This is a genomic window from Dissulfurispira sp. (assembly GCF_036745535.1).
Classification (GTDB): domain Bacteria; phylum Nitrospirota; class Thermodesulfovibrionia; order Thermodesulfovibrionales; family Dissulfurispiraceae; genus Dissulfurispira.
In genome coordinates, this window is record NZ_DAIOFX010000025.1 from 1 (window position 1) to 12,901 (window position 12,901).

The following is a 12,901-nucleotide window of genomic DNA, read 5'->3' on the forward strand; positions in this document are numbered from 1 at the left end:
TTCTATACTACCTGAATCGGAGGTCTTTCTAAAATCTATTTTGGACAGATGTGGGGCTTGATAATACATCCAATTGCGACAACTCTTTATTTCATGATAGGATTAGACAAATAGGCATTGCGGAGGTGTCTGTATGGCAGAGGCTACTGTAAAAGAGAAAGTTTTGAAGGCTATCGAAGAGCTTCCTTAAGATATTACTTTTGAGGATACTCTTGAAAAAACTGTATTTTCTCTATAAGGTCGAAAAAGGGATTCAACAGGCCGATTCAGGACAGAAGATTTCTCACGCCGAAGCAAAAGACCGCATGAAAAAATGGCGCACAGTTGCTCACCGCCGATAAGCTTAAAATATAGCGCAATAGGAATTATGCTTACTGATTTTTTAATAATCCCTCAACTTATCTTTGATGAAATGCTTGGACATTGCAAGGCAGGCTGTCCGAACGAGGCTTGCGGCATACTTGCGGGCAGGAATGGTAAGGTTTCAAAGATTTATAAGATGGCCAATATAGAAAACTCACCCGTAACCTACATGTTGGATTCAAAGGAGCAGTTTAAAGCGATGAAGGACATGCGGGATAATAATCTCTCGATGCTCGCAATCTTCCATTCCCACCCATCCTCGGCAGCATACCCGTCTGCAAAAGATGTAAGCCTCGCATTTTATGAGGACGCTGTTTACATTATTGTGAGCCTTATGGAAAAAGAGCCGGTCGTGAAGGGTTTTTCAATAAGAGAAGGAAACATAGAAGAGATCGAGATTGTTCTGAAATAGCCTTCTCGAAAACTAAAATAGCCTATTTAATTTTAGTCCCCATTTAGAGTAAAATACCTTTTCAACTCAAAGGAGTTATCGTGAAAATTTCATATAGAAATTTTGTACAAAGAGGAGGTGCTTATGGGATATGTAAGCGGTCTTAAGTGCAGAGAGTGCGGCAGGGAATATCCTGTTGACCCTATATATGTCTGCGAGTTCTGTTTTGGTCCTTTAGAGGTTGTTTATGACTATAAAAAAATAAAGAAGGTATTGACGAGGAAAATCATCGAAAAGAGACCCAAAAGCCTCTGGCGCTACAAGGAGCTTTTGCCTATAGACGGAAAGCCTCAGGTAGGGCTGAAATCTGGATTCACACCCCTTGTAAAGGCTGATAACCTTGCGAAGGAGCTTGGGGTCAAGGAATTATATGTAAAGGATGATACAGTTGCCCATCCCACGCTTTCATTTAAAGACAGGGTTGTGGCGGTAGCACTTACAAAGGCTAAGGAATTCGGGTTCGACACGGTTGCATGCGCATCCACAGGCAACCTTGCCCATTCTGTATCAGCCCACGGTGCAAAGGCAGGCTTTAAGAGATTCGTCTTTATTCCTGCTACATTAGAGCCGAGCAAGATTGTGGCATCCCTTGTGTATGAGCCAAATCTGGTTGCTGTTGACGGAAACTATGATGAGGTCAACAGGCTCTGCAGCGAGATTGCCAATAAATACAAATGGGCATTTGTAAACATAAATATCAGGCCGTTCTATGCAGAAGGCTCAAAGACCCAGGGGTTTGAGATCATAGAACAGCTCGACTGGAAGGCGCCTGATAATGTTGTAGTTCCCTGCGCCAGCGGTTCACTTCTGACAAAGGTCTGGAAGTCATTTAAGGAGTTCAAAGAGATTGGGATATTAAAAGAACTCGAGACAAAGGTCTTTGCAGCGCAGGCTACGGGATGCTCTCCAATATCAACTGCGATAAAGCAGGGAGTGGATGTTATAAGGCCTGTTAAGCCGGATACAATTGCGAAATCTCTTGCTATAGGGAATCCTGCTGACGGTTTCTACGCAGCACAGGTTGTTAAGGAGACCGGCGGATACGGAGAAGATGTCTCGGATGACGAGATTATCGAGGGTATAAAACTGCTTGCAAGAACCGAAGGCATTTTTGCAGAGACTGCCGGTGGTGTTGCTGTTGCAACGACTAAAAAGTTAATAGAACAGGGCAGGATCGGCAGGAATGAAACAATAGTGGTATGCATTACAGGAAACGGTCTTAAGACACAGGAGGCACTTGCAGGTCGCACTGCAGAGGTCCAGCATATAAAGCCGAATCTGGATGCGTTTGAAGATGTATTAAAGAAAATCGGGAGGTGATAAAATGGCAGTAAAGGTTAGGATTCCAACACCCCTTCAGAGACTGACCCAGGGGAAGGAAGAAGTTGAGGGCAAGGCCGGGACAGTAATAGAGCTCATTAACGACCTCGAAACAAAATATCCCGGGATTGCAGAAAGGATATCGGAAGGGGGCAAGGTCAGGAGATTCGTGAATATTTATGTGAATGAGGAGGATATCAGGTTCTTACAGGCAGAACAGACGCCGGTTAAGGACGGGGATGAGGTTTCCATTGTCCCGGCAATAGCCGGTGGAAAATGAGAGGAGGGAGTTATGAAAAGGCGGGTAAAATTGACATTTCCTCAACATCTGATTAAAGAGCCCATTATTTTTACAATGGCCAAGAAATATGATGTGATGCCAAATATCAGAAGGGCAAGGGTAACTGATACCGTAGGAGAAATGGTACTTGAGCTTGAGGGGACAGAGGAGAATATAGAGAATGGAATAAAATCCATCAGGGATCAGGGAGTAGAGGTTGAACTTATAGAAGGAGACATCATAGAGTAAATGAGTAAAAGGGTAGATGAGTAAATGGGTAAATGATTTACTAACTTAATGGAGAACTTATGGAGATTGGAGAGTGTAATAGTTCAAGGACTTTGTGGAAAGGGATTATAGAAGAGTATAGAGAATTCTTTCCCGTTACAGACAGGACGCCGGTTGTAAGCCTTTTGGAAGGAAATACACCACTCATAAAGGCTGTCAATTTACCAAGAAAGCTTAATATCGACCTTGATATCTACCTGAAGTTCGACGGCGCAAATCCAACAGGCTCTTTCAAGGACAGGGGCATGACCCTTGCCCTTTCAAAGGCTGTGGAGTCAGGCTCCAAAGCAGTAATCTGTGCATCTACAGGCAATACATCGGCATCTGCAGCAGCATATGCAGCGAGGGCAGGGATAAAGGCCATTGTGGTTATTCCGGAGGGCAAGATCGCATTGGGAAAGCTTGCACAGGCACTGGTTCACGGCGCCCATATATTGCAGATAGAGGGCAATTTTGACGAGGCATTGAGAATTGTGAAAGAGGTGGTCGAGAAATATCCTATCACCCTTGTCAATTCCATAAACCCTTTCAGGATAGAAGGGCAGAAATCAGCAGCCTTCGAGGTCTGTGACCAGCTCGGCTTCTCACCGAAATACCATGCCCTGCCTGTGGGAAATGCGGGAAACATTACAGCCTACTGGAAGGGATATAAGGAGTACTATAATGAAGGCATAATCCAGAGATTGCCCAAAATGCTCTGTCTTCAGGCAGCAGGCGCAGCACCCATAGTACTTGGCCATCCTGTGGAAAAGCCGGAGACAATAGCCACTGCCATCAGGATTGGAAATCCTGCAAGCTGGAAAACAGCAGTTTCAGCAAGGGACGAATCCGGTGGGCGGATAGATGCGGTGACGGATGAGGAAATATTGTCTGCATATAAGCTTATTGCATCTACGGAGGGAATATTCTGCGAGCCTGCATCAGCAGCGTCCCTGGCAGGTGTTATAAAATTATATAAAGAAGGATATTTCGAAAAAGCCAAGACAGACGCCGATAATGCCGTTGTATGTACATTGACAGGACACGGACTGAAAGATCCTGATACAGTATTTAAAGTTACCGATGGGGCAATTAAGGTTAAGGCAGATTTCAATGAGGTCGGAAAGATAATAGAGAGGATACTGTGAGATCAGAAAACAGAAGACAGAAGACAGAGGACAGACAAAAATGAAATATGTAGTTTTAATCGGCGATGGGATGGCAGACAGACCCATCGATGAGCTTGGAGGATTGACCCCTCTTAAGAAGGCATCTACTCCCAATATGGACAAAATTGCCCAGAAGGGAACCATCGGAAAGGTGCGTACAATCCCTGAAGGCATGCATCCCGGTTCTGATGTTGCCAATCTCAGCATCCTCGGTTATGACCCTGCAAAGTACTACACAGGAAGGGCTCCACTTGAGGCTGCAAGCATTGGGGTAAAGCTTAATGAAAATGATGTCGCATACAGATGCAATCTCGTAACGCTTAAATTCGATAAGAACAGGACCCATGCTGCAATGGATGACTATAGCAGCGGACATATAACGACAGAAGAGGCAAGGGAACTTATTAAGGCTGTCAAGGCAGGATTGGAAAGCGAGGATATAACATTTTATCCCGGTGTCAGCTACAGGCATCTTATGGTCTGGAAAAACGGCAGCTTAAATATCGAATGCGCTCCTCCACATGACATACTCGAAAGGGAGATTACAGATTACCTTCCTGTTGGAGAAAGGGATGTAGTTTTAAGGGAATTGATGAGGAAGTCCGTGGATATCCTTGCAGGACATCCGGTAAACAAGGAGAGGCTTAAGAACGGCAAAAAGCCTGCAAACAGCATATGGCTGTGGGGACAGGGGAAAAAGCCGAAGATGCCTACTTATAAAGAGAAGTACGGGCTGAAAGGCGCACTTATATCCGCTGTTGACCTCACAAAAGGCCTCGGAATATATGCAGGATTTGAGATATTGAAGGTTCCGGGAGTAACGGGCTGGCTCGATACGAATTACAGCGGCAAGGCAGAGTATGCCTTGAATGCACTGAAGCATGTGGATTTTGTATATATCCATGTGGAGTCTCCAGATGAGGCAGGACATTCGGGAAACTATAAAGACAAGATAAAGGCAATAGAGGACTTTGACTGTCTTGTGGTCGGCCCTGTAATGAAGGGTCTTAAAGAGAGATTCAAGGAATACCGCGTCCTGCTTATGCCTGACCATGCTACGCCCATTAAGGTAAGGACGCATACCGATGAGCCTGTGCCTTTTGTGATATACGACAGCCGCAACGAGAAGAAGAATAAAGGAGTTGCATACGATGAGTCTATTACCGAGAGAAAGGACGTAGTGGTTGTTAATGAAGGATACAGGCTGATGGATTACTTTATCAAGGAGGTTGCGGTTTAATGCTTATCGTTCAGAAATATGGGGGCACATCCGTTGCGAATGTGGAGAGGATGAAGGCTGTTGCTGAGCGTGTTTCGAAGACCGTGAAGCAGGGGAATAAAGTCGTTGTAGTGGTCTCTGCAATGGCAGGAGAAACGGATAAATTGATAAACCTTGCCCATCAGATATCATCAAATCCCAGAGAAAGGGAGATGGACCTGCTCCTTTCATCAGGAGAGAGGGTTACCAGCGCCTTAACAGCAATGGCTATTGAAGAGTTGGGGCATAAGGCAGTAGCCCTCACAGGAAGACAGATGGGCATATTTACGGATGCGGTTCACACAAAGGCAAAGATAGAAAGGATTGCCGGTGAAAGGGCAAAAAGGGCCCTTGATGAAGGATATGTGGTTGTGGTTGCCGGCTTTCAGGGCATAACAGAAAGCGAGGATGTTACAACCCTCGGAAGGGGGGGCTCTGACCTCTCCGCGGTGGCTATAGCGCATGCATTAAATGCTGGCCTGTGCGAGATTTACACGGATGTTGACGGTGTTTATACGGCAGACCCGAGGATAGTCCCCGATTCAAAGAAGCTGGATAAGATATCCTATGAAGAGATGCTTGAGCTCGCAAGCCTCGGCTCTAAGGTTCTACAGACACGGTCTGTGGAATTCGCCATGAAATACAGCGTGCCTGTGGTTGTAAGGTCGAGCTTTAATGATAACCCTGGAACCCTTGTTACAAAGGAGGATGAGGATATGGAAAAGGTCGTAGTTTCTGGAATTGCCCACGATGTTAATCAGGCCAAGATTACTGTTATGGGTGTGCCTGACAAGCCCGGCATTGCTGCAAGGCTCTTTAAGGGCATTGCAGATGCAAATATAGTCGTTGATATGATTGTCCAGAGTATGAGCAGTGACGGTAAGGCTACGGATATATCATTCACTGTGCCGAAGACAGACAGCAAAAAGGCATTGAAGCTCACAGAAGACATAGCAAAAGGATTAGAGGCAAGGGGAGTTGACCTCAGAGAGGACATTGCAAAGATATCTATTGTAGGCGTCGGTATGAGGACTCACTCGGGAGTAGCAGCCCAGATGTTTGATACGCTCGCAAAGCACAGCATAAACATAATGGCAATCAGCACATCGGAGATAAAGGTATCATGCCTGATAGAGGCGAAATATACGGAGCTTGCGGTAAGGGTGCTGCATGACGCCTTTGAACTGGAAAAGGCTGCATAACAATTAATGAGACAAATTGAGATATACGACACGACTTTAAGGGACGGCTCGCAGGCAGAGGACATTGCATTCTCTGTTGAGGACAAGCTGCGCATCACGGAGAAGCTCGATGAGCTTGGCGTGCATTATATCGAGGGTGGCTGGCCTGGCTCAAACCCGAAGGATGCAGAGTATTTCAAAAAGGTCAGAAAACTGCCCCTCTCAAACTCTGTAGTCGTTGCCTTTGGAAGCACTCACAGGCCGAGGCACAAAGTACAGGATGACACCAACATAAAGACCCTTATCGATTCAAAGGCAAAGGTTATTACAATCTTCGGCAAGACATGGGATTTCCATGTAAAAGAGGCATTGAGGGTTTCACTTGAGGAAAACCTTGAGATTATTCATAACTCTGTTGCTTATCTCAAAAAATATGTTGAAAAAGTCTTCTTTGACGCAGAACACTTCTTTGATGGCTACAAGGACAATCCTGACTTTGCAATAAAATGCCTGCTCGCTGCACAGGATGCTGGTGCAGACTGCATAATACCCTGCGATACAAACGGCGGGACGCTTCCACACGATGTAAAAAGGATAATGCAGGATGTGGTCAAAAAAATAAAAAAGCCTCTGGGCATTCATGCTCACAATGATTCCGAATGCGCAGTGGCCAATTCAATAATTGCTGTAGAACTCGGCGCTGTGCAGGTTCAGGGGACAATAAACGGGCTTGGCGAGAGATGTGGCAATGCGAATCTGTGTTCGATTGTCCCGAATCTCCAGATAAAGCTTGGCTATAAATGTCTGACAGATGAGAATCTCACAAAATTGAGGGATGTTTCCAGGTTTGTGAACGAGATAGCGAACCTCAGGCACTTCAAACGCCAGCCCTTTGTAGGAGACAGTGCCTTCGCACATAAAGGCGGAATCCATGTAAGCGCAGTAAGAAAGAGGCCGGAGACATACGAGCATGTCAGACCTGAACTCGTAGGTAATTCAACAAGGGTCTTGATATCTGATCTTGCAGGGAAAAGCAATATCATAAGAAAGGCTGAAGAATTCAATATCCACCTTGAGGCTGGCTCGCCTGAAGTTCAGGGCGTTCTCGATACATTAAAGGATCTGGAGCATCAGGGATTTCAGTTCGAAGGTGCAGAGGCATCCTTTGAGCTTATTCTTAAGAAGGAACTCGGACTTCACAGGAGGTTCTTTGACCTTATCGGATTCAGGGTTATTGATGAAAAGAGGAAGGAAAGTGAAGCGCCTATCAGCGAGGCAACCATAATGGTAAAGGTAGGCAAGCATATAGAGCATACCGCTGCTACCGGCAACGGCCCTGTCAATGCCCTTGACAATGCATTGAGAAAGGCACTCGAGAAATTCTACCCTGAGTTAAAGAGCGTAAAACTCCATGACTATAAAGTCCGTGTCCTTACGGCAGGGAAAGGCACATCTGCAAAGGTGCGTGTTTTGATTGAATCGGGGGATGATGAGCATAAATGGGGCACTGTGGGCGTTTCAGAAAACATCATCGAGGCATCATGGCAGGCGCTCGTTGACAGCATTGAGTATAAGCTTTTGAAAGAAAAAGAGTAGACCAATGGAAGAAGTTGGGGTAGTGAAAGAGGTTATCGGGCCAAAGGCCATTGTGACTGTTCAAAGGCAGAGCGGGTGCGACTCATGCCCCGGCGGCTCTGTATGCAAACTGGCAGGGAACGAGGCCGAAATAGAGGTAGTCAACGAGGCAAAGGCAAAGGCAGGGGATACCGTCAGGATTGCATTTAAGCCATATACCTATCTGAAAGGCACTATCTTCGTTTACGGCATACCATCCATAATGCTCATAATCGGTGCAATTGTTGGAAAGGAATATCTGAGCAGGTTTTTACCAAACATGGATCCGGACATTGTATCAGCCATCGGTGGATTCGGTCTTTTTGCGTTGAGCTTTCTTTTTATGAAGGTCTGGATGAAGAGGTATGAAGGCAAAAAGGAATACATGCCGGTGATTAGTGAAATAGTGAGAAGTGAACAGTGAATAGTTGATAGTTTTTGTTTAATTTTTATTTTTTACTGTTCACTAAACACTATTCACTAACAACTAAATAGAAGGGGGTTTTTATGGCAAGGTTGGATGTGGAGAAAATCAGGAATGTGGCGGTAATAGCCCACAGCGGTGCTGGCAAGACCTCATTGTCAGAGGCTGTTCTTTTTAATGCAGGCGCCATTGACAGGATGGGCAATACCGAAGATGGGAACACCACAATGGATTATGAACCCGAGGAGGTTTCGAGGAAGATAAGCATTACATCTGCCGTTGCATATTGTGACTGGAAGGGGCACAGGATAAATCTTATAGATACCCCCGGCTTTATCAATTTTATAGAAGACACGAGGGGATGTCTGAGGGTTGCTGACGGCGCAATAGTCATCGTGAGCGCCATATCGGGTGTAAAGGCAGAGACAGAAAAGGTGTGGAAATACGCCTGTGAATTCGAGGTGCCGAGGATTGTATTTATTAACAAGATGGACAAGGAGACGGCAAACTTTTACAGGGCATTAGGCGAGCTTGAGAAATCCTTTGAGTCTGAAGCTATACCTTTGCACATACCCGTTGGAGAAGGCGAAAACTTTAAAGGCATAGTTGACCTCATATCCATGAAGGCATACATGCTTGAAAATGGCAAGACAGTCGAGAAGGAAATATCAGATGATATAAAAAACACTGCAGATGAATACAGAAGAAAGCTCGTGGAAAAGGTTGCGGAGTCTGACGATTCTCTTTTGGAGAAATACCTTGAAGGTGGAGAATTAACGGCAGATGAAATAATGAAGGGGATAAAGGAAGGCTCCCTCACCAGAAGGTTTATCCCGGTAACATGCGGTGCTGCTACCATTAATTCAGGAGTAACTCAGCTCATGGACGCAATGCTTCTCTGTCTGCCTTCTCCTGTTGAGATGAGCAGGATTTCTCCCATAAGAGGGATGAGCCCTAAAGAGAAGAAGGAAATAGAAAGAAAGCCTGTGGAAACAGACCCTCTTACTTCCTATGTGTTTAAGACCGTTGCAGACCCTTATGCAGGCAAGCTTTCCATATTCAGGGTATATTCAGGCGTATTAAAGGCGGACTCCACTGTTCTGAACGCCAATACAGGCACAAAAGAGAGAGTGGGACAGGTATTTTATCTTCTTGGCAAAAAACATATCCCTGCACAATCCATTGGCCCGGGTGAAATCGCCGCAGTTGTGAAGCTTAAAGATACAAATGTTGGAGATACATTATGCGAGGAACATCATCCTTTAATTCTCAAAAAGGTTAAGTTTGCAGACCCCATAATCTCTTATGCCATTGCGCCAAAGAGCAAGGGTGACGAAGAAAAGGTGAGTTCGGGACTACACAGGATTTTGGAGGAAGACCCGACGGTTCATTTTACAAGGGATGAGGAATCAAAGGAGATGATCCTCTCAGGGATGGGGCAGGTTCACCTCGAAGTAGCTTTGGAAAAACTCAAGAGAAAATTCGGCGTTGAAGTCGTGATGAAGACACCGAAGATTCCTTATAGAGAGACTATCAGGGCATCTGCAAAGGCACAGGGCAGATACAAGAAGCAGTCCGGAGGACGCGGACAGTACGGAGACTGCTGGATAGAGATAGAGCCTTTACAAAGAGGCGGAGGATATGAGTTTGTTGACAAGATTGTTGGCGGCGTTATCCCTCAGCAATACAGGCCTGCGGTCGAAAAGGGAATAATCGAGACAATGAAAGAGGGGGTCATTGCTGGTTATCCTGTGGTTGACATGAAGATTACGTTGTATGATGGCTCTTATCACTCGGTTGATTCCTCGGAAATGGCGTTCAAGATAGCAGGTTCAATGGCTTTGAAGAAGGCTTTTCAGGATGCAAGGCCTGTTCTCCTTGAGCCCATCATGAAGGTGGAGGTAATAGTTCCTGAAGATACACTGGGCTCTGTTATCGGTGATTTGAATTCAAGGCGCGGAAAGGTTCAGGGCGTTGAGCCGCAGGCAGGCGGCAACCAGAAGATATTATGTCTTGTTCCCATGGCAGAAATGCTCACATACGCAAATCAGCTCCAGAGCATCACTTCAGGAAGGGGGCTCTATTCGATGGAACCTTCTCATTACGAAGAAGTGCCGGGCCATATATCGCAGAAGATAATCGCTGAGAGACAAAAGCAAAGGGCGGAAGAACACTGATATGAAGAAACTCTGGTCAGGGAGGTTTACAGAAAAGACTGCGGATATTGTCGAGCAATTTACGGAGTCCATATCTTTTGACAAGAGGCTCTGGAAATACGATATCGAGGGAAGCATTGCACATGCAAAGATGCTGGCAAAGCAGGGAATAATCCCAAAGAAAGATGCCGACAAGATAATAAAAGGTTTAAAGGAAATTTACAGAGAGATAGAAGATGGCAGGTTTAAATTCAGGGAAGAGTTTGAAGATGTTCATATGAATATCGAGGCCGCCTTAATCGAAAAGATTGGCGATATTGGAGGGAGACTTCATACTGCAAGGTCAAGGAATGATCAGGTTGCGCTTGACATCAGGCTTTATCTCAGGGCAGAGGTCAAAGAAATAATCTCCCTTTTAAAAAATCTTGAGACTGTTCTTGCAGACATGGCAGAAAAGCATCTTGGCATTATCATGCCCGGATATACGCATCTTCAAAGGGCGCAGCCGGTTCTTTTATCCCATCATCTCATGGCCTATGCACACATGTTTGACAGGGACATGGCAAGGTTCGCGGATGCTCTTAAGAGGATTAATGTTCTGCCCCTCGGCTCATGCGCCCTTGCAGGAACAACGCTTCCAACAGACAGGCATTATGTTGCAGAACTTTTGGGATTTGATTCCATATCGGAAAACAGCATGGATTCAGTATCCGACAGGGACTTTTTACTTGAATTCCTTTCGTGTTCTTCTATTTTTATGATGCACACATCGAGAATGGCAGAGGAGTTGATACTCTGGTCTTCCGAGGAATTCTCTTTCATAGAATTGCCTGATGCATTTACAACAGGCTCAAGCATTATGCCGCAAAAGAAAAACCCTGATGTTGCAGAGTTGATGCGCGGAAAAACAGGAAGAGTCTATGGCAATCTCGTAAGCCTGCTTGCAACAATGAAGGGCCTTCCGCTCACTTACAACAGGGATATGCAGGAGGACAAAGAGCCTGTCTTTGATACTGTTGATACAGTGAAGCTGACGCTGAATGCCCTCATTCAGATGGTTCCAAAAATAAAATTCAATGAAAAAAGACTAAAGGATACAGCGGATGCAGCATACTCCACTGCAACTGACATTGCCGAATATCTCGTGAGAAAAGGCATTCCATTCAGAACAGCCCATGAAATCACCGGCAAGATAGTTCGATATTGCATTGATAATAGCAAGAATCTTTCTGATTTAAGTATCTCCGAATATAAATCCTTCTCAAATGTAATCGGGAGTGATATCTATAATTTCATCGGCACATCGGAATCCGTAAATGCAAAGAAATCATACGGCGGAACATCGCCTGAAATGGTGAGGGAACAGATTAAAAGGTTCAGGAAAAGGCTGAAATGAAATTTAGGCAGCGACTTTTATTGGTATTGCTTCTGATTTGTAGTGCTTTGTTCATCATCTCCTGCGGCAGAAAGGGAGATCCAACCCTTAAGACATTTGAGAAACCAATGCCTGTGAAGGAAATAAGAGCGGTTCATCGAGAGGATGAACTTACAATTTCATGGTCATATCCTGCATCTGAAAGAGCTAAGATTAAAGGTTTTTATATAGAAAAGGCGGAAATAAAAAGTCAGGGGTCAGGAGTCAAGAGTCCAGAGTTTAAAAACATTACATTCTTGAAGAATGATGCCTCACAGTTTATTGATAAGGATTTCAAAACAAAGCAGGAATATTTTTACAGGATACGCGTGTACAGCCTGAGGGATATTATAAGCGATGAGTCTCCGATTCTTAAAATAAAGCCATTACCCCTACCTGACAGGCCAACGGGTTTGAAATATTCTGTGACTAAAGATTTTGTCGTAATCAAATGGGACTGGGTCTGCGATGAGTTTAAATACAATATTTATAAGAGCTACGAAAAAGGAAAATATCCCGCATCTCCATTGAACAACATCCCGCTAACTGCAACCTCCTTTAGCGATAAAGTCGAAAAAGACAAACCTGTCTATTACACGGTAAGAGCATTGCTTGATACGAATATTAAGGATGAAGGCTATCTATCGGAAGAATTGGAGGTTAACCCTGAAACCTTTATTCCCTCGCAACCACATAATCTGAAATATGTTCCATCCGAAAAAAAGGTTTACCTCATGTGGGATGAAAACCCTGAAGTCTGGATCAAGGGATACAGGATATACAGGAAAAAGGGAATGGAGACAGAATTTACATTAATAGGAGAGTCAACTCTACCTGCCTTTACAGACAACGAGCCCCTTTCTTCAAAGAGGTCATATTTCATAACTGCTGTTGGACCAGGAAAAGAAAGCATCCCATCTGATACAGTGGATGTCTATCCTTTAATTGAACGGTAAGATGGAAAAAATACTTTTAGGTCACGGAAGCGGCGGCAAGTTGATGCA

Annotated in this window: 12 protein-coding genes; all 12 read left to right on the forward strand. The window is 44.8% G+C overall.

The annotated features are described in order from the left end of the window. Window positions 1-367 precede the first annotated feature (367 nt). The 12 genes from V7L97_RS06060 (at window position 368) to V7L97_RS06115 (ending at window position 12,853) form a co-directional block, all read left to right on the forward strand. A complete protein-coding gene (locus tag V7L97_RS06060) occupies window positions 368-775 on the forward strand; it encodes a M67 family metallopeptidase (RefSeq protein ID WP_333654217.1) in 408 nt (135 codons plus the stop codon). Window positions 776-898: 123 nt separating this feature from the next. After that, a complete protein-coding gene (gene thrC / locus V7L97_RS06065) occupies window positions 899-2,134 on the forward strand; it encodes a threonine synthase (protein ID WP_333654218.1) in 1,236 nt (411 codons plus the stop codon). A gap of 4 nt (window positions 2,135-2,138) precedes the next feature. Beyond that, window positions 2,139-2,414 carry a MoaD/ThiS family protein gene (locus V7L97_RS06070; protein ID WP_333654219.1) on the forward strand — a complete coding sequence of 92 codons (276 nt, stop codon included), beginning with the start codon at window positions 2,139-2,141 and terminating at the stop codon, window positions 2,412-2,414. A gap of 12 nt (window positions 2,415-2,426) precedes the next feature. Continuing rightward, window positions 2,427-2,663 (forward strand): NIL domain-containing protein, encoded by a 237-nt coding sequence (locus V7L97_RS06075; RefSeq protein WP_333654220.1) that lies wholly within the window; start codon window positions 2,427-2,429, stop codon window positions 2,661-2,663. Window positions 2,664-2,722: 59 nt separating this feature from the next. Continuing rightward, the gene (gene thrC, locus V7L97_RS06080) at window positions 2,723-3,829 is read left to right on the forward strand and encodes a threonine synthase (RefSeq protein ID WP_333654221.1); all 1,107 of its coding nucleotides are present in this window, start codon (window positions 2,723-2,725) and stop codon (window positions 3,827-3,829) included. Between the two features lie 40 nt (window positions 3,830-3,869). Then, window positions 3,870-5,090 carry a cofactor-independent phosphoglycerate mutase gene (locus tag V7L97_RS06085; RefSeq protein WP_333654222.1) on the forward strand — a complete coding sequence of 407 codons (1,221 nt, stop codon included), beginning with the start codon at window positions 3,870-3,872 and terminating at the stop codon, window positions 5,088-5,090. Beyond that, window positions 5,090-6,310: an aspartate kinase gene (locus V7L97_RS06090; protein ID WP_333654224.1), complete on the forward strand. Its 1,221-nt coding sequence runs from the start codon at window positions 5,090-5,092 to the stop codon at window positions 6,308-6,310. Before V7L97_RS06085 ends, V7L97_RS06090 begins: the two co-directional genes overlap by 1 nt. Before the next feature lie 6 nt (window positions 6,311-6,316). Then, on the forward strand, window positions 6,317-7,885 hold the full coding sequence (gene cimA / locus V7L97_RS06095; protein ID WP_333654226.1) for a citramalate synthase: 1,569 nt from the start codon (window positions 6,317-6,319) through the stop codon (window positions 7,883-7,885). Between the two features lie 4 nt (window positions 7,886-7,889). After that, on the forward strand, window positions 7,890-8,327 hold the full coding sequence (locus V7L97_RS06100) for a SoxR reducing system RseC family protein (RefSeq protein ID WP_333654227.1): 438 nt from the start codon (window positions 7,890-7,892) through the stop codon (window positions 8,325-8,327). 83 nt (window positions 8,328-8,410) lie between these two features. Next, window positions 8,411-10,504, forward strand: coding sequence for an elongation factor G (fusA, locus tag V7L97_RS06105; protein WP_333654230.1), 2,094 nt, complete (start codon window positions 8,411-8,413; stop codon window positions 10,502-10,504). A 1-nt stretch (window position 10,505) separates the two neighbouring features. After that, window positions 10,506-11,879, forward strand: a complete 1,374-nt coding sequence (argH, locus tag V7L97_RS06110; protein WP_333654232.1) for an argininosuccinate lyase — start codon at window positions 10,506-10,508, stop codon at window positions 11,877-11,879. Continuing rightward, window positions 11,876-12,853 carry a fibronectin type III domain-containing protein gene (locus V7L97_RS06115; protein ID WP_333654233.1) on the forward strand — a complete coding sequence of 326 codons (978 nt, stop codon included), beginning with the start codon at window positions 11,876-11,878 and terminating at the stop codon, window positions 12,851-12,853. Before argH ends, V7L97_RS06115 begins: the two co-directional genes overlap by 4 nt. Window positions 12,854-12,901 lie beyond the last annotated feature (48 nt).

What these genes read in the sequence shown, in the direction of transcription:
- V7L97_RS06085 (WP_333654222.1), top strand. Translation starts at nt 3,870, where the DNA reads ATGAAATATGTAGTTTTAATCGGCGATGGGATGGCAGACAGACCCATC.
- V7L97_RS06090 (WP_333654224.1), top strand. Translation starts at nt 5,090, where the DNA reads ATGCTTATCGTTCAGAAATATGGGGGCACATCCGTTGCGAATGTGGAG.
- V7L97_RS06060 (WP_333654217.1), top strand. Translation starts at nt 368, where the DNA reads ATGCTTACTGATTTTTTAATAATCCCTCAACTTATCTTTGATGAAATG.
- V7L97_RS06075 (WP_333654220.1), top strand. Translation starts at nt 2,427, where the DNA reads ATGAAAAGGCGGGTAAAATTGACATTTCCTCAACATCTGATTAAAGAG.
- fusA (WP_333654230.1), top strand. Translation starts at nt 8,411, where the DNA reads ATGGCAAGGTTGGATGTGGAGAAAATCAGGAATGTGGCGGTAATAGCC.
- argH (WP_333654232.1), top strand. Translation starts at nt 10,506, where the DNA reads ATGAAGAAACTCTGGTCAGGGAGGTTTACAGAAAAGACTGCGGATATT.
- cimA (WP_333654226.1), top strand. Translation starts at nt 6,317, where the DNA reads ATGAGACAAATTGAGATATACGACACGACTTTAAGGGACGGCTCGCAG.
- thrC (WP_333654221.1), top strand. Translation starts at nt 2,723, where the DNA reads ATGGAGATTGGAGAGTGTAATAGTTCAAGGACTTTGTGGAAAGGGATT.
- thrC (WP_333654218.1), top strand. Translation starts at nt 899, where the DNA reads ATGGGATATGTAAGCGGTCTTAAGTGCAGAGAGTGCGGCAGGGAATAT.
- V7L97_RS06100 (WP_333654227.1), top strand. Translation starts at nt 7,890, where the DNA reads ATGGAAGAAGTTGGGGTAGTGAAAGAGGTTATCGGGCCAAAGGCCATT.
- V7L97_RS06115 (WP_333654233.1), top strand. Translation starts at nt 11,876, where the DNA reads ATGAAATTTAGGCAGCGACTTTTATTGGTATTGCTTCTGATTTGTAGT.
- V7L97_RS06070 (WP_333654219.1), top strand. Translation starts at nt 2,139, where the DNA reads ATGGCAGTAAAGGTTAGGATTCCAACACCCCTTCAGAGACTGACCCAG.